Origin of the sequence: Humibacillus sp. DSM 29435, from assembly GCF_001758225.1 — a bacterium.
Classification (GTDB): Bacteria; Actinomycetota; Actinomycetes; order Actinomycetales; family Dermatophilaceae; genus DSM-29435.
This window is the reverse complement of sequence record NZ_MAST01000051.1, coordinates 118,646-139,981: the sequence shown is the minus strand read 5'-3', so window position 1 is coordinate 139,981 and position 21,336 is coordinate 118,646. Positions and strand designations below refer to the sequence as shown.

Annotated in this window: 19 protein-coding genes; 12 read left to right on the top strand and 7 right to left on the bottom strand. The window is 70.5% G+C overall.

Annotated elements, in window-relative coordinates:
* The first annotated feature begins 5 nt into the window (after positions 1-5).
* The 9 genes from BA895_RS19980 (at position 6) to BA895_RS19940 (ending at position 9,897) form a co-directional block, all read left to right on the top strand.
* Positions 6-680, top strand: coding sequence for a carbon monoxide dehydrogenase subunit G (locus BA895_RS19980; RefSeq protein WP_070193633.1), 675 nt, complete (start codon positions 6-8; stop codon positions 678-680).
* A complete protein-coding gene (locus BA895_RS19975; protein ID WP_254666581.1) occupies positions 646-1,605 on the top strand; it encodes a carbon-nitrogen hydrolase family protein in 960 nt (319 codons plus the stop codon). The genes BA895_RS19980 and BA895_RS19975 overlap by 35 nt, the downstream gene beginning before the upstream one ends.
* 59 nt (positions 1,606-1,664) lie before the next feature.
* Positions 1,665-2,309 carry a hypothetical protein gene (locus tag BA895_RS19970; RefSeq protein ID WP_070193632.1) on the top strand — a complete coding sequence of 215 codons (645 nt, stop codon included), beginning with the start codon at positions 1,665-1,667 and terminating at the stop codon, positions 2,307-2,309.
* A 110-nt stretch (positions 2,310-2,419) separates the two neighbouring features.
* Complete coding sequence (locus BA895_RS19965) at positions 2,420-4,606, top strand: hydantoinase/oxoprolinase family protein (RefSeq protein WP_254666580.1); 2,187 nt, start codon at positions 2,420-2,422, stop codon at positions 4,604-4,606.
* On the top strand, positions 4,590-6,572 hold the full coding sequence (locus BA895_RS19960; RefSeq protein WP_083283589.1) for a hydantoinase B/oxoprolinase family protein: 1,983 nt from the start codon (positions 4,590-4,592) through the stop codon (positions 6,570-6,572). Before BA895_RS19965 ends, BA895_RS19960 begins: the two co-directional genes overlap by 17 nt.
* A gap of 147 nt (positions 6,573-6,719) precedes the next feature.
* On the top strand, positions 6,720-7,709 hold the full coding sequence (locus tag BA895_RS19955) for a carbamate kinase (protein ID WP_070193693.1): 990 nt from the start codon (positions 6,720-6,722) through the stop codon (positions 7,707-7,709).
* 4 nt (positions 7,710-7,713) lie between these two features.
* Complete coding sequence (locus BA895_RS19950) at positions 7,714-8,850, top strand: ring-opening amidohydrolase (RefSeq protein ID WP_070193631.1); 1,137 nt, start codon at positions 7,714-7,716, stop codon at positions 8,848-8,850.
* Between the two features lie 79 nt (positions 8,851-8,929).
* Positions 8,930-9,283, top strand: coding sequence for a PadR family transcriptional regulator (locus BA895_RS19945; protein WP_070193630.1), 354 nt, complete (start codon positions 8,930-8,932; stop codon positions 9,281-9,283).
* A complete protein-coding gene (locus tag BA895_RS19940) occupies positions 9,280-9,897 on the top strand; it encodes a hypothetical protein (protein ID WP_070193629.1) in 618 nt (205 codons plus the stop codon). Before BA895_RS19945 ends, BA895_RS19940 begins: the two co-directional genes overlap by 4 nt.
* Positions 9,898-9,957: 60 nt before the next feature.
* On the opposite strand, the gene BA895_RS19935 is transcribed toward BA895_RS19940, so the two are convergent.
* From BA895_RS19935 to purN, 3 genes are all read right to left on the bottom strand, one after another.
* Positions 9,958-10,917 (bottom strand): DMT family transporter, encoded by a 960-nt coding sequence (locus tag BA895_RS19935; RefSeq protein ID WP_070193628.1) that lies wholly within the window; start codon positions 10,915-10,917, stop codon positions 9,958-9,960.
* A gap of 107 nt (positions 10,918-11,024) precedes the next feature.
* A complete protein-coding gene (gene purH, locus BA895_RS19930) occupies positions 11,025-12,701 on the bottom strand; it encodes a bifunctional phosphoribosylaminoimidazolecarboxamide formyltransferase/IMP cyclohydrolase (protein WP_083283602.1) in 1,677 nt (558 codons plus the stop codon).
* Positions 12,702-12,822: 121 nt separating this feature from the next.
* Positions 12,823-13,452 (bottom strand): phosphoribosylglycinamide formyltransferase, encoded by a 630-nt coding sequence (gene purN, locus BA895_RS19925; RefSeq protein ID WP_070193627.1) that lies wholly within the window; start codon positions 13,450-13,452, stop codon positions 12,823-12,825.
* Between the two features lie 112 nt (positions 13,453-13,564).
* Here purN and BA895_RS19920 point away from each other — a divergent pair, with 112 nt between their 5' ends.
* The gene (locus BA895_RS19920; RefSeq protein WP_070193626.1) at positions 13,565-13,963 is read left to right on the top strand and encodes a hypothetical protein; all 399 of its coding nucleotides are present in this window, start codon (positions 13,565-13,567) and stop codon (positions 13,961-13,963) included.
* 125 nt (positions 13,964-14,088) lie between these two features.
* Here the strand turns inward: BA895_RS19920 and BA895_RS19915 are convergent, their stop codons facing one another.
* The 3 genes from BA895_RS19915 to sucC all read right to left on the bottom strand — a co-directional run bounded on the left by BA895_RS19915 (position 14,089) and on the right by sucC (position 17,669).
* The gene (locus BA895_RS19915; protein ID WP_070193625.1) at positions 14,089-15,381 is read right to left on the bottom strand and encodes a DUF6350 family protein; all 1,293 of its coding nucleotides are present in this window, start codon (positions 15,379-15,381) and stop codon (positions 14,089-14,091) included.
* A gap of 164 nt (positions 15,382-15,545) precedes the next feature.
* A complete protein-coding gene (gene sucD / locus BA895_RS19910; RefSeq protein ID WP_070193624.1) occupies positions 15,546-16,442 on the bottom strand; it encodes a succinate--CoA ligase subunit alpha in 897 nt (298 codons plus the stop codon).
* Between the two features lie 27 nt (positions 16,443-16,469).
* A complete protein-coding gene (gene sucC, locus BA895_RS19905; protein WP_070193623.1) occupies positions 16,470-17,669 on the bottom strand; it encodes an ADP-forming succinate--CoA ligase subunit beta in 1,200 nt (399 codons plus the stop codon).
* Between the two features lie 369 nt (positions 17,670-18,038).
* Between sucC and BA895_RS19900 the strand changes: the two genes are divergently transcribed.
* A complete protein-coding gene (locus BA895_RS19900; protein ID WP_254666579.1) occupies positions 18,039-18,977 on the top strand; it encodes a triacylglycerol lipase in 939 nt (312 codons plus the stop codon).
* A gap of 202 nt (positions 18,978-19,179) precedes the next feature.
* A complete protein-coding gene (locus BA895_RS19895) occupies positions 19,180-20,016 on the top strand; it encodes a M23 family metallopeptidase (protein WP_070193621.1) in 837 nt (278 codons plus the stop codon).
* A gap of 37 nt (positions 20,017-20,053) precedes the next feature.
* Here the strand turns inward: BA895_RS19895 and BA895_RS19890 are convergent, their stop codons facing one another.
* Entirely contained in the window at positions 20,054-21,295 is a 1,242-nt protein-coding gene (locus BA895_RS19890; RefSeq protein WP_083283587.1) for an MFS transporter, read from the bottom strand.
* Positions 21,296-21,336: the final 41 nt, after the last annotated feature.

Here is a 21,336-nt window from a genome sequence, read left to right as displayed (position 1 = left end):
ACCCGATGAAGATCACTGGCACCGCCACCCTCACCTCCGACCCCGGCCAGGTGTGGGACGCCTTCCACGACCCGGCCGTGCTGGCCCGGTGCCTGCCCGGGTGCGAGCAGCTGAGCGAGGTGTCGCCCGACCACTACGCGATGACCGTGACCGCTGGGGTTGCCGCCATCAAGGGCACCTACGACGGCGAGGTCGCTCTACGTGAGCCGCGACGACCCGACTCGTTCACCCTCAAGGCCTCGGGCTCGGGGGCGCCGGGCACCGTTGACGCCAGTGTCGTCGTGCGGCTCACCCCGGCCACGAACGGCGGCACCGACCTCGTCTACGACGCCGACGCCTCGGTCGGCGGCGCGATCGGCGGGGTCGGTCAGCGGATGCTGTCGGGCGTGACCCGCAAGCTGGCCGGCCAGTTCTTCAGCGCGGTCGATGCCGACCTGACGGGCGAGCGAGCGGCGGAAGTGGTCGTCAACCCGACCGACGAGGGCCAGGCCGCAGGGGTGGCGGGTGGAGAGCCGGCGCCGCTCGGTGCGGCCGACGCGGCGGCTGGGCGCTCAGCGGCATCCCCCACGGTCGCAAGCGACTCGCGCGCTGCTCTCGACTTCGCGCTGGGGGTGGCCGCGGGCGCTGCTGTCGCTCTGCTCGGGGTTGCCCTCGGCTGGCGGCTACGAGGGCGGGGCTGACGTGCGCGCCTTCACTGCTGCCGCCGTGCAGGTCGCACCCGTGCCGGGGCCGCTCACCGGCAAGTCGGTAAGCACCAACCTCGACCACTGCATCGACCTCACGCGTCGCTGCGTGGCCGCCACAGGCGCGGAGCTCGTCGTGCTGCCCGAGTCGGCCACCACCGGGTTCACGCCCGCGTGCTCGGCGGAGGAGCTCTGGGATCTCGTCACCGAGCTGCCCGGGCCGGTGCTGGAGCCGATGCAGCGGGTGGCCCGCGAGCTCGGCGTGCACGTGTGCGTGGGCACCTACGAGCGCGGCCCCCAACGGGGAACGGTCTACAACGCCTCAGCGCTCATCGACCCGGCCGGCGACGTTCTCGGGGTCTACCGCAAGACGCACCCGTTCTGCTCCGAGATCGTCAGCGGCGGTGGCTGGGTGACGCCGGGCGACACGGTGACCGTGTGCGACACCGAGCTGGGGCGCATCGGCATGATGATCTGCTTCGACGGCGACTACCCCGAGGTCGCCCGAATCCAGGCGGTACAGGGAGCCGAGGTGATCTGCCGACCGTCGGCGCTGCTGCGGTCGGCCGACATCTGGGACCTCACCTCTCGCGCCCGCGCCTACGACAACCACGTCTACGTCATCGGCACCAACGCCACCGGCACCGACCCGGCAGGGGTGCTCTACTTCGGCAACTCGCACATCGTCTCGCCGATCGGGCACGTCCTCGCCCGGGCCGCCTCTCACGAGGGATGGGTCTCGGCCCGGCTCGACCCGGCCGAGGCCTTGGCGTCGCTGACCCCGGGCTCCAGTGTCGGTCAGGCCTTCGACCACCTGCGCGACCGCAACCTGAACCTCATCCGCAACTACCGCGACGATCTCGAACGGCCCGCAGAAACCTCGTTCCCGCACGCCCCCGTCCATCGCGGCGAGGCCGGCTGACCTGCGTCGCGCCACGGTGACGTACTGTGCGGACACTGCCGTACGAGACGAGGGATCCGATGAGCGACGTTGACCAGGTCACCCCCGCCCGCGGCGGTCCGGATGCCGCTCGCCGCGCGAACCGCCCCGCCTCCTCGCGCACCGTTCTCCCACCGGGTCTGCCCCCCGGTGCCGAGGTACCACCCCTGGTGCCTGACCACGACCTTGACGAAGACTCTGCCCCGCCTCGCCGCCCTGCCGCACCACTGCGGCTGGCGGCCGCAGTCACGGCCGTGGCGGTGCTCGGCGCGCTCGTCATCGGCGTCTCTGGCCGGTCTGCCATCGGTGAGACACCTCCCCAGCGACCTGGGGTAGGCGGGCAGGTCGTGGCGGCCGAGCGGGCCCAGACGAACGTTCCTGCCGCCGGCGGCCAGGCCGGCGCGCCCGACTCGCTCACCAACCTCGTCATCGAGCTCGACGGATCGGGTCAGGCCGACCTTGTCGTGGGCTCCACCCTCGGTATCGAGACGTTGCGGGTCTCGTTGCCCTACCGGGGCAGCCTCTCGACATCGAGTGGTTCGGCGGCGGCGACCCAGGCCATTCGGGTCACGGCGACAGCCCGCACCCCAGGCTCCTCGCTGCGCTGTCGCCTGCTCAACGGCGACCGTGTGCTGAAGGCGGCCAGCGCACAGGAGAGGGTCGACTGCAGCATCCGCGGGTCGTGATCGGCGAGGGTTGACCGAGCGCCCCGCCCGGGTTGGCAGGTTGTGCCAGCGCTCTGGCCGAGGGTGCACGGGTTGACTCGGGTCATGACGACCTCGTGCACTCTCCCCCGGTGACCGCGGTGCGCGCGGTGCGCCGCATCCGGATCGGTATCGACACCGGCGGCACCTTCACCGACGTCGTGGCGCTCGACGAAGACCTGGGCGAGCTGGTGACGACCAAGACCCCGTCGACGCCGGGCAACCCGGCCGACGGCTTCATGACCGGGATTCACAAGGTGCTCGAGATGATGGGGGCCGAGAGCCACGACGTGACGTCTGTCTCACACGGAACGACCGTCGCCACGAACCAGCTGCTCGAGGGCAAGACCGGGTCGCTCGGTTTCATCACGACGGAGGGGTATGAGTTCATTCTCGAGATCGCCCGTCAGTCGGTGCCCGACGGCTACGGCAACTCCTACTTCTGGGTCAAGCCGCCCCGCATCGTCGCGGCAGACCACGTCAGAACCGTGGGCGGGCGTCTCGATTTCGAGGGGCACGAGATCCGCCCGTTCGACGAGGCAAGCGCCGTCGCAGCGGCGCGGTGGTTCCGCGAGCGACACATCATGGCGATCGGTGTCTGTCTGCTGCACTCCTACGCCGACGACCGCCACGAGCTGGCGATGCGGGAGGTGCTGCGCCGCGAGCACCCCGAGGCCGTGGTCTCGATCAGCTCCGAAGTGCTGCGCGAGTACCGCGAGTACGAACGCTCCATGACGACCCTGCTCGACGCCGCGGTGAAGCCCACCGTGTCGCGCTACGTCGCGACCATCGCCGAACGGTTGTCAGCGCTGGCGGTCGACCAACCCGGCCCGGCCGACGGCACCGGCGCGCCGTCACACCAGCCTGTCACGAGCGTGCGCCCCCGTGCGTCGTTTCACATCATGAAGTCCAACGGCGGCGTGCTCTCGGCCGACGAGGTCGTGCACCAGCCCATCACCACCGTGCTGTCCGGGCCGGCGGCAGGTGCCCTCGGCGCCGGCCTCATCGCCAGCCGGGCCGGTTTCGACCGGGTGCTGACCTGCGACGGCGGCGGCACCTCCACCGACGTCGCCGTCGTGCTCGAGGGCGAACCGACCCTGACGACCGAGGGGTCGATCGGGGCCTACCCCAGCAAGATCCCCATGATTGACGTCGTGACCGTCGGCGCGGGCGGTGGGTCGATCGCCTGGGTCTCCCCCCAGGGTTCACTCAAGGTCGGCCCGCAGTCGGCCGGTGCCGAGCCGGGGCCCCTCTGCTACGACCAGGGTGGGAGCGAACCGACCATCACCGACGCCCACCTGATGCTCGGCCGCATCCCGGCACACCTGCTCGGTGGCGAGATCCCGCTCGACGTCGAGGCTGCGCGGGCCGGTATCGAGCAGCTGGCCGAGCGCCTCGGGCTCGGGCCGGCGCAGTGTGCGGCCGGCATCCTCGAGATCTCGGCCTGGAACCAGGCCAACGCGCTGCGCCAGGTGAGCGTGAAACGCGGCCTCGACGTGCGTGACTTCATGCTCACCACCTTCGGTGGCTCCGGCTCGCTGCTCGCCTGCCGGCTGGTCGACATCCTCGGTCTGGCCGGTGTGCTCGTACCCCGCGACCCCGGCAACGTGTCGGCGTTCGGGCTGCTCACCGTCGACGTCAAGAACGACTACGTGCAGACGTCGGTCGCCCGCCACCACGCCCTCGACCACGCATCGGTGCAGAAGGCCTTCGCCCTTCTCACCGCCCAGGCCGCGAAGGCCCTTGACGCCGAGGGGTTCCCGCGAAGAATGCAGCGGTACGTGCGCACGGTCGACCTGCGCTACTTCGGCCAGGCTTACGAGGTGCCCGTCGCGGCCCCCGACGGCGACGTCGACGCAGACTATGCCGACGTCATCGCCGGGCGCTTCCACGACGAGCACCGCGCTCTCTACGGCTACGACTTCCGCATCGACCCGACGCAGCAGGTCGAGTGGGTCAACCTTCGCGTCTCCGGAGTCGGGCCGATCAGCCGGCCCGAGCCGCGAGCCCTCGACCGGGCCGACGCTGACGGCAGCGCCACCGTGCGTGAGCGCGCCCACCGCAGCGTTCGACCGGTGTGTTCCGACGCCGACGTGGGTTACGTCGAGACCGACGTGTGGTGGCGACCGGCTCTGTTGTCGGGCGACATGATCACCGGCCCGGCCGTCATCGAGGAGTTCGGATCGACGGTGCCGGTGCACCCCGGCTTCGTGGTGCGGGTCGACGCGCTCGGCAACCTCGTCATCACCAAGGAGGTCGACCATGGCACCGGACCCTGAGCCCCGTGGCGGCTCGAGCCCCCCGGTGAACCCGGCGGGGCTGCCGACCGCCTACGAGCACGGCAACCGGCTGACCCTGGAGGGCAGCGCGGTCGACCCCATCCTCGTCGAGATCGTCGAGGGCACCCTGGCGAGCGTCGAGCTGGAGGTGGAGACGGCCATCGGCCGCACGTCTCGCTCCCCGATGATCCGCGACGCCCATGACTTCCGCGCTGGCATCCACGACCGTCAGCTGCGCAAGCTGACGGGGCGTTCCTACAGTGCGCTCGTACACCCGGTCGCGCGTGACTTTCCCCTCTCCGAGATGGCCGACGGCGACATCTTCTTCCACAACGACGTCTACGAGTCCGAGGGCGGCATCGGCCACCTGCCTGACCTCTGCGTCACAGTTCCCGTCTTCTGCGACGGTACGGTCGTCGCCTTCGTTCAGGCCTTCGGCCACCACGACGACATCGGCGGTGCGGTGCCCGGCTCGATGCCGAGCCACGCCCGCTCGGTCTACGAGGAAGGCCTGATGGTTCCGCCGATCAAACTGTGGGACAAAGGGGTTCCCAACCGTGCCGCCCTACGGATCATGACGCGAAACAGCCGCATGCCGGAGAGCCTGGCGGCCGACCTCGACGCGGAGTGCTCGGCCTGCTTGATGGGGGCCCGCCGCCTTGCCGAGCTCTTCCAGCGCTACGGCCGCGCCGCCGTCGAGGCCGCGTTCGACGAGATCCTCGATCGAACGACCGAGACCTATCGCCGCGAGATCCTCTCGAAGATTCCCGACGGCACATACGTCTGGGAGGACTACGCCGAGCACGACGGCGTCGACGAGCCGCGGCTGCACGCCCAGCGGATCACCCTGACCAAGACCTCGACCGGAGGCCCCGGTCACCCCGACCGCTATCCCGACGGCGGGCCGAGGATCATCATCGACTTCACCGGCACGTCGGCGCAGGCGAAGGGGCCGATCAACCACTGCGGCGACTACGTCGGCGGCAACTTTCTCAAGAAGTGGCTGGCCCCCATCCTGCGCAACCTCGCCGACACTCCGGAGCGCATGGCCCAGCTCGACGTCAACGAGGGGGTCGTGCCGCTCATCGAGATGCGCTTCCCCGAGAAGGGCACGTTGCTCACCCCGATCTACCCGGCTCCCACCAACGCGCGCACCTTCGTCATCCTGCGGCTGCTGGGGGTGCTGGCCGGAGTCGTGGCCAAGGCGGTCGACGGGCAGATGCCGGCCGACCAGGAGACGATCCGCTACACCGGCGTCTACGGCACAGACCGTGACGGCAACGACTACCTCATGCGGGAGGTGCTGGGTGGCGGCTCCGGTGGCCGCCCCTACGCCGACGGCGAAGACACCATCCACGTGGTGCCCGACAGCCGCAACCTGCCGACAGAGTTCACCGAGAGCCGCTTCCCCTTCCTCGTCGAACGGCTCGGCCTCGCCGTCGACTCGGGAGGCCCCGGTCGGCACCGTGGGGGCCTCGGCTACGAGAAGCACATCCGGATGCTGCGCGATGCGCACTTCATGTCGATCGCCGACCGGTCGATCCTCGCCTGCTGGGGCATCAAGGGAGGTCGGGCCGGGGCCTCTTTCGAGGTGACGATCGACCCCGGCGGCCCCGACGAGCGCATCGTCGACGCCCTGGCCGACGCCGAGCCGGTACTGGCCGGTCAGGTCATCCGCATCCGCACCACGGGTGGCGGCGGCTGGGGTGACCCGCTCGAGCGGCCCTACGGGGAGGTCGAGCGCGACCTGCGCGGGGGCAAGGTCAGCCTGAGCGGTGCCCGCCGAAACTACGGTGTGGTCGCCGTCGGAGACCGGGACCACCCGGTCATCGACCAAGCCGCGTCCGACGGCCTGCGGGCCGAGCTGCGAGCAGCCCGACCCGAGCGCCAGCCGTTCTTCGACCGCGGGCCCGGCTACGCGAAGCTCTCAGGCGGACAGTCGTCGGCCGAGGTCGACTGGCTGTGAACGGCATCCGACACACATTCAGGGCAACGCGGCCCCGACGGGCGCACCGGTTTGGGCACAGCGTGACAACGCCGAGCCAACCCCTCACTGCCTATGCTCGCGCCATGGCCAGCGAGACCGAACCCGGCGAACGATGCTGAGGGCGACGTGAGAGTCGTGGTGGCGCTCGGCGGCAACGCCATGATCGGGCCCGACGGCAGTGCGACACCACTGTCTCAGCGGGCTGCGATCGCGGCCGCCATGTCGCCGGTCGCCGACCTCGTCGCGGCGGGCCACGAGGTCGTGCTCACCCACGGAAACGGGCCCCAGGTGGGCAACATCCTCGTCAAGAACGAGCTCGCGGCAGCCGTCGTGCCGCCGGTACCGCTCGACTGGTGCGGCGCCCAGACCCAGGCCACCATCGGGTTCACCATGCTCGACACCCTGGAGGCCGCTCTCGCCGAGCGGGGCCTGACCACGCCGGTGGCTGCGATCGTCACCCGCACCCTCGTCAGCGTCGACGACCCCGGTTTCACCCACCCGACCAAGCCGATCGGTCGCTACCTCCCGCGCGAGCAGGCCCAGACCCTCATCGACCACGGCGAGCAGTGGGAGGACCGCGGCGAGCACGGCTGGCGGCGGGTGGTCGCCTCCCCCGAGCCGGTCGACGTGCTCGAGACGTGCACGCTGCTGACGCTGCTGGGCGCGGGCTACGTCGTGGTCGCCGCCGGCGGTGGCGGCATCCCGGTGGCCCGCTCGGCGAACGGTCAGCTGCACGGGGTCGAAGCCGTCATCGACAAGGACCTCACCGCCGCCCTGCTCTCCCAAGCCGTCGGGGCCGACGTGCTGGTGATCGCCACCGACGTGCCGAACGCCGTCATCCACTGGGGCACACCGCGGGCCGCGCCCATCGGGCGGGTCAGTCTCGAGCAGGCGCAGGCGTATGCCGCCGAGGGCCAGTTCGCGTCGGGGTCGATGGGCCCCAAGGTCGAGGCGGCGATGCGCTTCGTACGCGCCGGCGGATTGCGGTCGGTGATCACCTCGCTCGACCAGATCGCCGCCGCCATCGACGGTGAGGTCGGCACGGTCATCGAAGGCCGAGCCGAACCCCGACCACCCTGCCCGTCACCCCCCACTCTGCCCTCCCACGAAAGGTGATCCCGTGCCCGAAGCCATCGAGGTCCGCAAGGTTGTGCTCGACTCCGTCAGCGACGCGTCCGGGCTGGCCCGACTCATCGACGACGGCGTCATGGACGCCTCCCGCGTCGTCGCCGTCATCGGCAAGACCGAGGGCAACGGCGGCGTCAACGACTACACGCGCATCATCGCCGACCGCGCCTTCCGGGAGGTGCTGATCGCCAAGGGCGCCCCCGCCGAGCAGGTCAGCCAGGTGCCGATCGTCTGGTCAGGCGGCACCGACGGGGTGATCAGCCCCCACGCCACGATCTTCGCGACCGTGCCCGCCGAGCGAGCCGAGCCGAGCGACGAGCCCCGGCTCACGGTCGGGTACGCCATGAGCGAGCCCCTTCTGCCGGAGGAGATCGGCTACGTGGCCATGGTGACGAAGGTGGCGGATGCCGTGAGGGTCGCGATGGAGCGGGCCGGCATCACCGACCCTGCCGACGTGCACTACGTACAGACCAAGACCCCGCTGCTCACCATCCACACGATCCGTGGGGCCAAGGCGCGCGGCCACCAGGTCTGGACCGAGCACACGCACGAGTCGATGGACCTCTCCAACGGCACCACCGGTCTCGGCGTCGCGGTCGCGCTCGGCGAGATCGAGATGCCCACCGACGCCGACATCATGAACGACCGGTCGCTGTTCTCGTCGGTCGCCTCGTGCAGCTCCGGGGTCGAGCTCGACCAGGCCCAGGTGGTCGTCGTCGGCAACGCCCGCGGCATCGGCGGGCGCTACCGCATCGGCCACTCCGTCATGCGCGATGCCCTCGACGCCGACGGCATCTGGGACGCGATCCGCGATGCCGGTCTCGACCTGCCCGAGCGGGCGCACCCGAGCGACATCCAAGGACGGCTCGTCAACGTGTTCCTCAAGTGCGAGGTGAGCGCCGACGGGCAGGTGCGTGGTCGGCGCAACGCGATGCTCGACGACTCCGACGTGCACTGGCACCGCCAGATCAAGGCGTGTGTCGGCGGCGTCACCGCTTCCGTGACGGGCGACCCGGCCTGCTTCGTGTCGGTATCGGCAGCGCATCAGGGGCCCGACGGCGGTGGCCCGGTCGCGGCCATCGTCGACCTCGGCGCAGGCGAACCGACCGGCTACACCTGGCGCCCCTGAGGGTACTGACACCGTCGAGAGGGCGGTTCATGTCGCACGAAACGCCCTCTCGACGGCAGCGACCGGTACAGTGTGACGCATGGTACCTGGCGACGAACGCATCCTGACGCATCTGCGTCGGGGCGCGGTCGAGTACTGCGTGCTCGCGATGATCGCCGACGAGCCCGCCTACGGCCTCGACATCGCTCGCCGCCTCACCCGTGACGGCATCCTGATGTCGGGTGAGGGCACTCTCTACCCACTGCTCGCGCGGCTGCGCACCGCAGGACAGGTCGAGACCACCTGGCGGGAGTCGACCGAGGGGCCGCCACGCCGGTACTACGCCATCACCCCCGCCGGACAATCGTCGCTCGAAGCCTTTCGAGCCGTCTGGATGCCGTTTCGTCAAGCCGTCGACGACGCTGTCGCCGACACCAAGAGGAGTCAGTTATGAACCAGACCCGCCCACTGGTCGACGCCTATCTCGAGCGCCTGCACGGACTCCTTGACGGCGCGCCGCGCGAGACCCGGGCCGAAGTCATGGCCGGGGTTCGTGAGCACCTCGACGCCCGCCTGCCCGACGATGCCAGCCCTGCTCAGGTGCGCTCGGTGCTGGGCGAGCTCGGCACGCCTGAGCACATCGCCGACGAGGCGAATGTCGCTGTGCCCGATCGCGCTTCGGCGCCAGCCAGTCCCCGGCTGATGGAGCGCGCGTGGGTGCCAGTGATCGTCATGTTCGTCTCGCTGCTGTGGCTCGTCGCGCCAACCGTGATCGTCGTCGGGTCGAGCGGCAACTCGGCCCTGGCGCTGCACCCCATCGAGCTGCTCGCGCTGTTGTTCGTGCCTCCGGCATGGCCAGTCGTGGCAATCATGGTGGGTATCTCCCGGCTATGGATCCAGAGCGAGAAGGTGGCGCTGATTGCCACCCTTCCCATGCTGGCAGGGTGGCTGCTACTCCTCAGCCCCCTTCCGAACGTCCTGAGAACCGTGGGGAGTTTGCTCGGGGTCGTGACCGCGGCCTGGGTCGTGGTGCGAGCCGGCCGCAAGGGACTGGCCCGCGCCCGCTGACCCCCCGCTCATGAACGTCCTTTCGACGGTGAAGAGCGGCTCGAGCGGGCCGCTGGTGTTCTAGCGCGCGGTGACGGCGAGGGCCTCGTCGGCCCGGTCGGGTACCGGCACCGACGGGCGGCGGGAACGTTGCTCGTGCACGGCGAGCCCCACCACCGACAGAAGCACCACGACCAGCCCCAGCCACTGCGAACCCGCGAGAGTGGCGCCGAGGGCGGTGACCCCGACGACGGCTGCGGTGAGGGGGAAGGCCAGCTCGGCGAGCGTGGCGCGGGACGCCGGCGTGCGCCCGAGGGCCCGGTAGTAGAGCAGCAAGGCCAGCAGACCGGGAACGACCGCGAGCAGCAGGAGGTTCGGGGCCGCGTCGAGGCCGATCGCGAGCGGGGTGCGGGTCACCCCGCTGAGGGCCAGCAGCGTCAGCAGCCCGACCCCGAAGCGCAGAGCCGTGATGTCGGCGAAGCGCAGCTCAGCGCTGGCGGCCCGTCCGAGCACAGTGCCGGCCGCCCAGAGAGCCGCGGCGCCGACCGCGAGCAGCGCTGCCTGGGCGCTCGACACGCTGACGCCCAGCGGGTCGGGGAAGGCGAGCAGCCAGGCCCCCACGAGCGCCGGCACCGCGAACAGGGCGTAGCGGGCGCTCAGTCGCTCGCCGAGCAGCAGTGCCGCGAGCGCCACCGCGATGAGCGGTTGCAGCTTCTGCAGCACCTGCGGCGTGATCGGGTCGCCGAGGCGGAAGGCGGCCGTGAAGAGGGTCGTGGCGATCGCCGAGCTGCCCGCGCCGATCACGAGCACGCTGACCTTGGTGCGGGTGCTCGAGGCGAACAGGCGCCGCACGGCCGGCACCAGCCACGGGCTGACGAGCACGGTCAGCACAAGGTGCTCCCAGAACACCACTGCGAGAGCGGGGTAGGCCTGGGCCAGGGGCTCACGCCACAGCGCCGACAGCCCCCAGAGCGAGGCCGCCACCGCCACCAGCCAGGTGAGGTCGGCGGGGGCGGCGCGGGAGGGTCGAGTCTGGGTCACCGCGTCAGCCTTCCATCCGCGCTACGAGAGATGACACCGGGGTCGGCTCGGCCCCCAAAGCCTAGGACTGTCGTCTGGGCGGTCAGAGGCGGCGTGTCCGGGTTACCTCAGTGGGCGAAGTGGCGGGTGCCGGTGAAGTACATCGTCACACCAGCCGCTTCAGCCGCGGCGACGACCTCCTCGTCGCGGATCGACCCGCCGGGGGCCACGACCGCGCGCACCCCGGCATCCAGCAGGATCTGGAGACCGTCGGCGAACGGGAAGAAGGCGTCGGATGCTGCGACCGAGCCCCGCGCCCGCTCCTCCCCCGCCCGGCGCACCGCCAGCCAGCACGCGTCGACCCGGTTGACCTGTCCCATCCCGACGCCCACCGCCGCACCGTCGTGTGCGAGCAGGATCGCGTTGCTCTTGACAGCGCGAATGGCCCGCCAGGCGAACTGGAGGTCGGCCAGGGTCGCCTCGTCAGAGGCCCCCCCTGCCACGAGCCGCCAGTTCACCGCCTCGTCGCCGCCCGTGACCTGGCCGTCGTCACCGCGAACGACCGCATCGACCCGGTCGACCGTCTGCACGAGCAGTCCACCGCTGACGGCTCGCATCTCTATCGGGTCGGCGGCCTGCGCCATGCCGTCGGGCAGGCGCAGCACCCGAAGGTTCTTCTTGGCCGTGAGGATCGCCAGGGCCTCCGGCTCGTAGTCAGGGGCGATGATGACCTCGGTGAACACGGGCTTGGCCGCGCGGGCCATCGCCGCCGTGACCGTGCGGTTGGCCGCGATGATGCCGCCGTACGCGCTCACCGGGTCGGTCGCGTGGGCCCGCTCGTAGGCCTGCTCGATCGTGTCGCCGATGGCGATGCCACACGGGTTCGCGTGCTTGACGACGGCCACCGTCGGTTGGTCGCCGTGGTCGTGGGCGGCGCGCACAGCGGCATCCGTGTCGACGTAGTTGTTGTACGACATCGCCTTGCCGTGCAGCTGTTCGGCGCTCGCCACGCCCGGCCGCTCGTGCCGGTAGAGGCCGGCCCGCTGGTGCGGGTTCTCGCCGTAGCGCAGCACGTCGGCGCGGTCCCACGTGGCCCCGAGCCAGGCGGGGAAACCGGTGCCGTCGCTCGTATCACTCACGACGTTGCCCATCCAGTTGGCTACGGCGTTGTCGTAGCTCGCGGTGTGCACGAACGCCTCCGCGGCGAGGCGGCGCCGCTGCTCGAGGGCGAAGCCGCCAGACCCGAGTGCCTCGACGACCTGGGCGTAGGCCGCCGGGCTGGTGACGACGGCAACGCTGGCGTGGTTCTTGGCCGCAGCCCGCACCATGGACGGCCCGCCGATGTCGATCTGCTCGACGCACTCGTCGGGGCCGGCCCCCGAGTCCACGGTCTCGCGGAACGGGTAGAGGTTGACGACGACAAGGTCGAAGGGCTCGACCCCCAGGTCGTCGAGCTGTTTCAGGTGGTTCGCGTTGCGGGTGTCGGCGAGGATGCCGGCGTGCACCTTCGGGTGAAGCGTCTTGACCCGGCCGTCGAGGCACTCCGGGAAGCCCGTGAGCTCTTCGACCTGGGTGACCGCAACCCCTGCCGCCGCAATGGTCTTCGCTGTCGACCCGGTGGAGACGATGGTGACGCCGGCGGCACCGAGCGCGCCGGCGAGCTCGGCCAGGCCGGTCTTGTCGTAGACCGAGACCAGCGCCCGCCTGATGCGGCGGCGACCCTCGCCGGGTGCCTCGGCTTCGCGGGTCGGGGTCGGGGTCGGGGTCGGGGTCAGGGTCAGGGTCGGGGTTGGGGTGGCAGCCATGTTCACTCCTGGACGAGGTCTGGGACGAGCCTGAGACCGGGGCACCCAGGCGTTCGATGCTCCCGACGTCACTCCCTGGTGGTTGCCCACCTGCGCCAGTCGTGTGCGGCCAGAGTAGCAATCAGCGGGGGCCAAGCCGAACGGCTCGGCCCTCGACGGTGAACCCGTCACGAGCCATCCGGCCGACGTTGTCGACGAGCATCTGCCGCTCGAGCACCTTGATGCGCTCGTGCAGCGTCTGCTCCGTGTCGTTGTCGGCCACGACCACGGTGCGCTGCTCGATGATCGGCCCCGTGTCGACCCCGCCGTCGACGAGGTGGCACGTCGAGCCGGTCACCTTGACCCCGTACGCCAGGGCGTCGCGCACCCCGTGGGCGCCGGGAAAGCTCGGCAGCAGGGCCGGGTGGGTGTTGACGACGGTTCGCTCGCCGAGCGAACGCACGCCCAGCAGCCTCATGAACCCCGCCGTGACGACCAGTCGAGAGTGAGCCGCCTCCAGGTGGGATGCGAGAGCAGCATCCCACTCCTGCCGGGTCTCGAAGTCCGACAACCGACAGACGAACGTCGGGATGCCGGCCCGCTCGGCGCGTTCGATGCCGACACACGCACGGTCGGCACCCACGGCCACGATGCGCACCCCGTAGGCCGGGTCGGCGCAGGCGTCGATGAGGGCCTGCAGCAGGGTCCCCGAGCCTGAGACCAGCACCACGATGTCGACGCTGTCGGGGCCCGGTCTCGCGTCGCTCGTCACGTGCGGGAGTGTATCGGGCGGCCATTTGGGCCGATGGCACCATGTCGGTGCCGCTGTGGCGGCAGCGGGCACGAATTCACCACGACGGGCACGATGAGCGAGGATGGGGCCCATGAGCAGCGAGGAAAGGGAGCGGTCGATCGCCTACGCCCGCGAGAAGGCGCGGCGCACCGTGCCGGTGCTCATCTGCGTGCTGTTGGCCGTCGTCGCCATGTACCTGCCGCTGCCGAAGCGGTTCATCGCAGTGGTGCCCCTGCTGTTGGCGGTCGGCCTGAGCGTTCGGCTGCTGAGGTTCCTGTCGAACCGACGAGGGCGCGAGAAGATCTGGCCGGCCATGACGCTCGGCATCGTGGGGCTGCTGCTCGCGTCGCTGGCCGTGCAGGGGGCGTTCTACCGAACGGTGCAGGCCTACGAGCAGTGCATCGACGGGGCCCAGACCGCACAGGCCAGAGCCGACTGCGAGGGACTGCGCGACTCGATCGTGCTGGGCGACGTGATCCGCCTGGCCTGAGGCCCTGCCTCGCGCCGGCTCGGCGACCGGTGGCCGCCGACGATCAGTCGGCAGATCAAGCGGCGTCGGGTGCTGCTCTGACGACAGCAGCTGCAGGCTGATCCGCCGACTGATGGCAGACCCGGTCAGTTGTCGGACGCGACGCCCGGTTCGCAGTCGCCGGTTGAGTCAACGACCCGGCGCTCGCGCAGCAGCCGCCAGCCGACCCAGAGCGCTGCCCCACCAGCGACCTCCACGAACAGCGCCGCACCGAAGGGCAGAACGGCCGGGCCGATGTTCGCGAGCCGCTCGACGCCCAGGGCACCGTTGCCGATGGCAGTCAGCACCGTGACGGCGGCCACGGCGAGCCCGGCTGCAGTGACGACGGCGGCCAGACGGGCACCGACGTTGCCGAAGAACTCCAGCTCGCGGTCTACCCAGCGCGCGATCACGGCTCCCGCGGCGATCGGCAGCAGGAGAACGGCATACAGCGCTTGGGGGTAGCTGGCCTCGTCGGGGAGAGCCGCCAGCACGGGCACCAGCGGCATCAGGCCAGGATGGGCCGCGGCGGGGCTGATCACCGCGCCTGCCGCGATACTGAAGCCCGGGCCGGCGACGAACGACAGGGCCCAGGTGGCGGCGTTGGCCACCATCAGCAGCTGGCCCACGACGACCACGAGGGCGGCCACGAGGTTGATGCCGTACTGGCTCTGCACCGAGGCGACGGCGCCGAACGAGACGAGCACGCGAGCGACCACCACCGCGAGGCCGACGAGCATGAGCAGGCCGGCGCCACGCCAACCGGTGCGCCAGACAGCGGGCAGCCAGGTGGGACCGCGCCGGAACCAGGAGAGAACGAAAGCCGGAGACGTCTCATCGTCGGGTCGCAGGAACACGAAGGCCAGGGCGGCCAGCGGAACGATCAGGGCGCCGACGATCGCTGCCAGGCCAGGGCTCGCCGGCCCGGCCAGGGTGAGCAGGGCCGCCACCGAGGCGATGAGCAGATACCCACCGAGAAAGCCCGGAACCACCGATCTCGCCGTCAGCCGGCTCCACTCGGCGGAGCTGGATCCCGGGCGTCCGGTGGCGACCAGGCGTCGCACGAAGCGGGCGCCGATGTAGACGTTGGCGAGCAGCAGCAGGATCGGGGTCAGCGAGACCGACAGCTCACCAGCGCCCACCGACTGACCGTGCCCGAGGAACCACAGAGCGCTGCCCACCGAGACGGCCGAGAACCAACCGAGAGAGCTCTCGGGAGCGGCGATCCAGCCGACGAGGGAGGGGAGAACGACCAGCGCCCAGGTGGCGACCGCCGCCAGCGCTCCGGCCCGCAGGGCAACGGTCAGGGTGGCGGGGAGGCCGGCGGGCCGGGCGGGCGATGATGGTGCGCGCCTGGCCGCGGACTTCGCTCCCGTGGTGGCGGACGTAGAGGTGGGCACACCCCATGGTCACAACTGCGAGGGCCTCGTGCGAGCACCCACGCCGCAGCCCCGTTGCCGAGTTCTGCCGACCGGCCCAGGGCGATCGTCCTGGGCCGGCGGCCTTCACCCGCCGCGTCGTCCGGATGCCGCAGCGCACGGCAGCCGGAACGGTGCAGTCTCGCTCAGCCGGCCGCGAGGCCGTTCATGATCTCGCGCATGAGCTCGGCCGTCTCCGACGGCGTCTTGCCGACCTTGACGCCGGCGGCCTCGAGCGCCTCCTTCTTGCCCTGCGCGGTGCCTGAGGAGCCTGACACGATGGCCCCGGCGTGCCCCATGGTCTTGCCCTCGGGGGCGGTGAAGCCGGCGACGTAGCCGACGACCGGCTTGGTCACGTGCTCCTGGATGTAGGCCGCAGCACGCTCCTCGGCGTCGCCGCCGATCTCACCGATCATCACGATCGCGTCGGTGTCGGGGTCGTTCTGGAAGGCCTCGAGGCAGTCGATGTGCGTGGTGCCGATGATCGGGTCGCCGCCGATGCCGACGGCGGTGCTGAAACCGAAGTCCCGCAGCTCGTACATCATCTGGTAGGTGAGGGTGCCCGACTTCGAGACGAGCCCGACCCGTCCGGTTCCGGCGATGGTGGCCGGGATGATCCCGGCGTTCGAGACGCCGGGAGTGATCAGCCCGGGGCAGTTCGGCCCGACGATGCGGGTCGTGCCCTTGTCGGTGGCGTACGCGTAGAACTCCGCGGTGTCCTTGACCGCGACGCCCTCGGTGATCACGACGGCGAGCGGGATCGCGGCGTCGATCGCCTCGACCACAGCCGACTTCGTGAAGGCGGCCGGCACGAAGATGACCGAGACGTTGGCGCCGGTGGCCTCGATCGCCTCCGTGACGGTGCCGAACACCGGCACGGTCACGTCGTCCTCGAAGTCGACGGTGGTGCCGGCCTTGCGGGGGTTGACCCCCCCGACGATCGTGGTGCCCGACTTCAGCATCCGCTGCGTGTGCTTCATGCCTTCCGAGCCGGTCATGCCCTGCACGATGACCTTGGAGTCGGCGTTGAGAAAGATTGCCATGGTGTGTCAGTTCTCCTGAGGCTCGGGTCAGCTCGCCGCGGCGGCGAGTTCGGCGGCACGGCGCGCGGCGCCGTCCATGGTGGCTTCGATGGTGACGAGCGGGTGAGCTCGCTCGGCGAGGATGCGGCGTCCCTCCTCGACGTTGTTGCCGTCAAGGCGCACGACCAGGGGCTTGGTCGCCTCGTCACCGAGGGCGTCGAGCGCGCCCACGATGCCGGTGGCCACGGCGTCGCAGGAGGTGATGCCCCCGAAGACGTTGACGAACACGCTCTTGACCTGCTCGTCGCCGAGGATGATGTGCAGACCGTTGGCCATCACCTCTGCGCTGGCGCCGCCACCGATGTCGAGGAAGTTGGCGGGCTTGGCGACGAACCCGTCCGCTGAACCCCGCAGGTCCTCTCCGGCGTAGGCCACCACGTCGAGGGTGCTCATCACCAGGCCCGCTCCGTTGCCGATGATGCCCACCGAGCCGTCGAGCTTGACGTAGTTGAGGCCCTTCGCCTTCGCCGCCGCCTCCAGCGGGTCGGCTGCCGCCGTGTCCTCCAGGGCTTCGTGGTCGGCGTGCCGGAAGTCGGCGTTCGCGTCCAGGGTCACCTTGCCGTCGAGGGCGATGATCTTGCCGTCCTCGGTCTTGACGAGGGGGTTCACCTCGACGAGCGTGGCGTCCTCGTCGCGGTAGACGGTCCACAGCGCCTTGAACGCCTCGATGAGGGCGGGTTTGTCGGCGTCGTCGAACCCGGCAGCGTCGGCGATCTCCTTCGCCTTGGCGTCGTCGACCCCGGTGTTCGGGTCGATGGCGATGCGAGCCAGGGCCTCGGGCCGTTCCACGGCGAGCTGCTCGATCTCGACGCCACCCTCCTTGGAACACATGGACAGGTAGCTGCGGTTCGAGCGGTCGAGCAGGATGGAGAAGTAGTACTCCTCGGCGATGCGCGCGCCCTCGGCGATCATCACGGTGCCGACGGTGTGGCCCTTGATGTCCATCCCGAGAATGGCCTTCGCGGCCTGTTCGGCCTCGTCGGGGCTCTTGGTGACCTTGACGCCACCCGCCTTGCCGCGTCCGCCCACCTTGACCTGGGCCTTGACGACCGTGACGCCGCCCGATCCCGCCCCGATCTTCTCGGCGGCCGCGCGGGCCTGCTCGGGGGTGGTGGCGATGGCGCCGGCCAGAACCGGCACGCCGTGCTTCTCGAACATGTCGCGCGCTTGGTACTCGAAGAGATCCACGGGGGTCCGTCCTCATCGTCGAAAGGTGGTTTCGACCGCGCCGAAGCGGTGACCCGGGGCTCTGTCCGCGCCGAGATTGCTCACGGGCGGTCGGTCCCAGCCGTTTCGCAGGCGACGCCGCGGTCGAACAGGCTGCGCAACGGACTCTAGTGCCACCGCCTGCCTGTGACGCCACCGGGACCGCCGCCGTTCGGGCCCAGCGGCGTCCATCAGAGGTCGTCGGGGGGGCCGGCCGGGTCCGGCGGGGTCCCCCGGAGTCCGGTGGCGCCCGGCGGGTCACGGTCGCGACACGCGGCGGGCGTTGACCTGACCGGCGGCTCGGTCTCGGGGTACCGTCCACGGGTGGTCATGGCAGCACGAGGGGCGAGGATGCCGCTCCAGAACGTCCCGCCCGAGGCTGACGACGGGCCGGGTCGCGGGCTGCTGGGTATCGCGGGAGGAGCCGCCAAGGCCCTGCTCACCCCGACGGGTCTGGCCGGCGCGGCCCTCGAGGCGACGTGGATGGGCCTGCACCTCGGCCTGTACCCCTTGGGCCTGCTCGGGTCGCGGGCGCGAGACCACCGCGACGGCTACGCCCTCGACCACCTGCCGCCCTCCCAGCGAGGCCTGGCCATCCACGACGTCGAGGCAGCGCACACACCGATCCTGCTCGTGCACGGCATGGTCGACAACCGATCGATCTTCACCGTGCTGCGGCGCGGCCTGAAGAAGCGCGGTTTCGGTCGCATCGAGACGATCAACTACTCGATCTTCACCGGTGACATTCGCGTCGCGGCCGCCCAGCTCAGCGAGGAGGTCGAGCGGGTCGTCGAGGAGACCGGCTACGAACGGATCCACGTGATCGGCCACTCGATGGGCGGCCTGATCGCCCGGTACTACGTGACCCGGCTCGGTGGTGACGAGCACGTGCACACGCTCGTCACGTTGGGCACACCGCACCAGGGCAGCTACCTCGCCTATCTCTGGAACAACTCCCTGACCCGGCAGCTGCGGCCCGGCAGCGCCCTCTACGCCGAGCTGGCCGGGCCGGTACGCGACTGCAAGACCCGTTTCATCGCCTACAGCTCCGATCTTGACCAGGTCGTCATACCGGGAAGCAATGCCGCCCTGCGACACGAGAGCCTCAACGTGCACAACATCTCGCTGCACGGAGTGGGCCACATGAGCCTGCCGATCACGAGCTCCGTCGTGCACGGCATCTCGGCTGCACTGGCGCACATCGACGCGTCCGGCGCCACGGTCACGCCCGGGGTCAGCGCCTTGGGCCTGCGTCGTCGCTCGGCAGCTCGCACGTCGACGAGCCTCTGACGGCAGGCTTCCCGCCCCTGTGGAGAGCGAGCACAGGGCTGTCCCCAGAGCACCTACGGTGAAAGGGCCCGCCACCTGACGCTGTCGATGCGCCCGGATGCCGCTCAGCACGTCGGGCAACGCCCGAAGGCCCGTTTTTGCATAACGAAACGATCACGGTATCGTCGAAACCTGCCCTCAAACCCAGTTAGGTCATCACTTCGTGAGAAACGCCACCTACACCGGTCGACATCGGCCGGCAGCCCAGACACCACGGGGTCGACGTTACGTCGTCCCCGTTGCTCTGCTCTCCGCCACCGTTGCGGGTGGTCTCGTCATCCGCGAAGCACGGGCCGGTGAGCTGGGCCCTGCTGCTGCCGGGGCCATGAGCAACGCGTCGACCTCGGTCGACGCCGTCGGCCTACCGGCGGATCCCGACGCCGTCTCCGCCGCCACCGCCGCCCGTGCTGGTGGCGGTACCTCGCGCGACACCAGTCGTGAAGCGCTGGCCGGCGTCGACACAGCCGGCTCGACGTCCGGGCCCTCATCGGTCGAGGCCGCTACCGCAAGGGCCCGCGCCGACGAGAAGGCCAGGGCGGCCGCGAAGGCGGAGAAGCAGAAGGCCGCCAAGGCCCAAGCCGCCAGAGACAACGCCGTGAAGGCCGCCCATCGATGGGTCTCTCCCCTGGCGAGCTACACCCTGACGTCGGGGTACGGCTTTCGCTGGGGCAAGCTGCACCCGGCCCAAGACCTCGCCACGCCCGTGGGTAGCCGGGTGCACTCCCTCTCCAGCGGCACCGTCATCTTCGCCGGCTGGGACAGCACCGGCTTCGGCAACCTCGTGCGCATCCAGTACTGGGACGGCACCGTGTCGTTCATGGCCCACAACAGCCGGCTCGTCGTCTCGGTCGGTCAGACCGTGGCACCCGGGCAGCTCGTCTCCTACAGCGGCAACACCGGTCACTCGACCGGCCCGCACGTGCACCTCGAGATCCATCCCAGTGGTGGCGAAGCCGTCCCGCCGATGCCGTGGCTGGCCAACCACGGCATCCGGCTCTGACGTTCGTTCGCTGCACAAGAGCGAGAGTGCCGGCTGCTCAGTCGGTTTCGTCGGGACTGGGCCGTAGTCGGGCGTAGACCAAGGCTGCAGGGGCCAGCACCCCAGCCGAGACGAGCAGGGCCACGGGAATCGAGGTTCGGGTGGCGAGCGCTCCGAGCGGCGGGCCCCCGACCACCTGGCCGATGGCATCCGCCTGACTGGTCAGCGACAGGGTGGTGGCCCGGGTGCGCGACTCGACGTTGCGGTTGATCCACGCCCCCTGCACCGGGTAGGCGATGGCCCGGGCGGAGTCGCGGACCCACAGGGCGACCAGGGCCGGCCACAGCGACCCGGATAAGGCGAACCCCACCATCCCCGCGACCTGCACCAGCAGCAGGGTGGCGAGCAGCCCAGCCGGGTGCAGCGCGTTGAGCCGCTCGGTGGCGAGGCGGTTGGCGAGCACGCTGGCGAGCAGGGCCAGCAGACTGCCGATCAGAGCGAACGCCGTGAACCAGATCGCGGGGTCGTCGACCCCCAAGACCGTCGGCAACCTGAAGGCCTCGAGCACGCGCGCCGTCCAGAGCCGGTCGAAGACCTCCGACGAGACGCCGGTCAGCACGGCGATGACCAGGAACGAGCGGACCACCCCAGGCCGTCGCGCTGCGGCCACGCCCGTGAGCAACGTGCGCCGCAGGTGTGACCACGTGTCGCGCTCCGGCCTCGGGACCGGGTGAAAGCCGTTCTCCGGCATGACGACCGTCATCACGACGCCGAGCACCAGGAAGCCGGCGCCGGCGACGATCATCGGCAGCTGGAGGTTCACCTGCCCGACGACGCCGGCCAGAATGGTTCCGACGACCGTCAGCGCCAGATGCTGCTGCTGGTACCGGGTGAAGAGCGGTTGCATAGCGTTCTCGCCGACCTCGTCGGTGATCCAGGCGTCGACCGCGCCGGACACGAAGGTGTAGCCGATGCCCCACACCACCGTGGCCAGCACGATCGGCCCGAACGAGGGCCAGATCCCCTGGATCAGGATGCCGATGCCCACGACGAACGCGCCGATGAGCGCGGACAGCCTTCGGGAGTAGAGGTCGGCGACGATCCCGGTGGGAATCTCGAACAGGAAGCACGTCGCCTCCATGACGGTCCCGACGAGGATCAGCTGGAACGGGGTCAACCCAGCCACCTGAACCTGGTAGAGCAGGGCGAGGGTGAAGGCGAGGGCGTGCAGCAGCGACCAGCTGCCCTCGAACCAGTAGTAGGCGGTAGCCGCGCGAACAGGCCTGCGGCCGATCAGCATCAGGGCGGATTCCCCGAGCAGTGTGCCGGGGAGGCCCCGAG

Excerpts from the sequence above, each read along its gene's own strand:
- sucD (WP_070193624.1), bottom strand. The coding sequence starts at position 16,442 with ATGGCAATCTTTCTCAACGCCGACTCCAAGGTCATCGTGCAGGGCATG.
- BA895_RS19940 (WP_070193629.1), top strand. The coding sequence starts at position 9,280 with ATGAACCAGACCCGCCCACTGGTCGACGCCTATCTCGAGCGCCTGCAC.
- BA895_RS19960 (WP_083283589.1), top strand. The coding sequence starts at position 4,590 with ATGGCACCGGACCCTGAGCCCCGTGGCGGCTCGAGCCCCCCGGTGAAC.
- BA895_RS19980 (WP_070193633.1), top strand. The coding sequence starts at position 6 with ATGAAGATCACTGGCACCGCCACCCTCACCTCCGACCCCGGCCAGGTG.
- BA895_RS19920 (WP_070193626.1), top strand. The coding sequence starts at position 13,565 with ATGAGCAGCGAGGAAAGGGAGCGGTCGATCGCCTACGCCCGCGAGAAG.
- BA895_RS19900 (WP_254666579.1), top strand. The coding sequence starts at position 18,039 with ATGCCGCTCCAGAACGTCCCGCCCGAGGCTGACGACGGGCCGGGTCGC.
- BA895_RS19945 (WP_070193630.1), top strand. The coding sequence starts at position 8,930 with ATGGTACCTGGCGACGAACGCATCCTGACGCATCTGCGTCGGGGCGCG.
- BA895_RS19890 (WP_083283587.1), bottom strand. The coding sequence starts at position 21,295 with ATGCTGATCGGCCGCAGGCCTGTTCGCGCGGCTACCGCCTACTACTGG.
- purH (WP_083283602.1), bottom strand. The coding sequence starts at position 12,701 with ATGGCTGCCACCCCAACCCCGACCCTGACCCTGACCCCGACCCCGACC.
- BA895_RS19970 (WP_070193632.1), top strand. The coding sequence starts at position 1,665 with ATGAGCGACGTTGACCAGGTCACCCCCGCCCGCGGCGGTCCGGATGCC.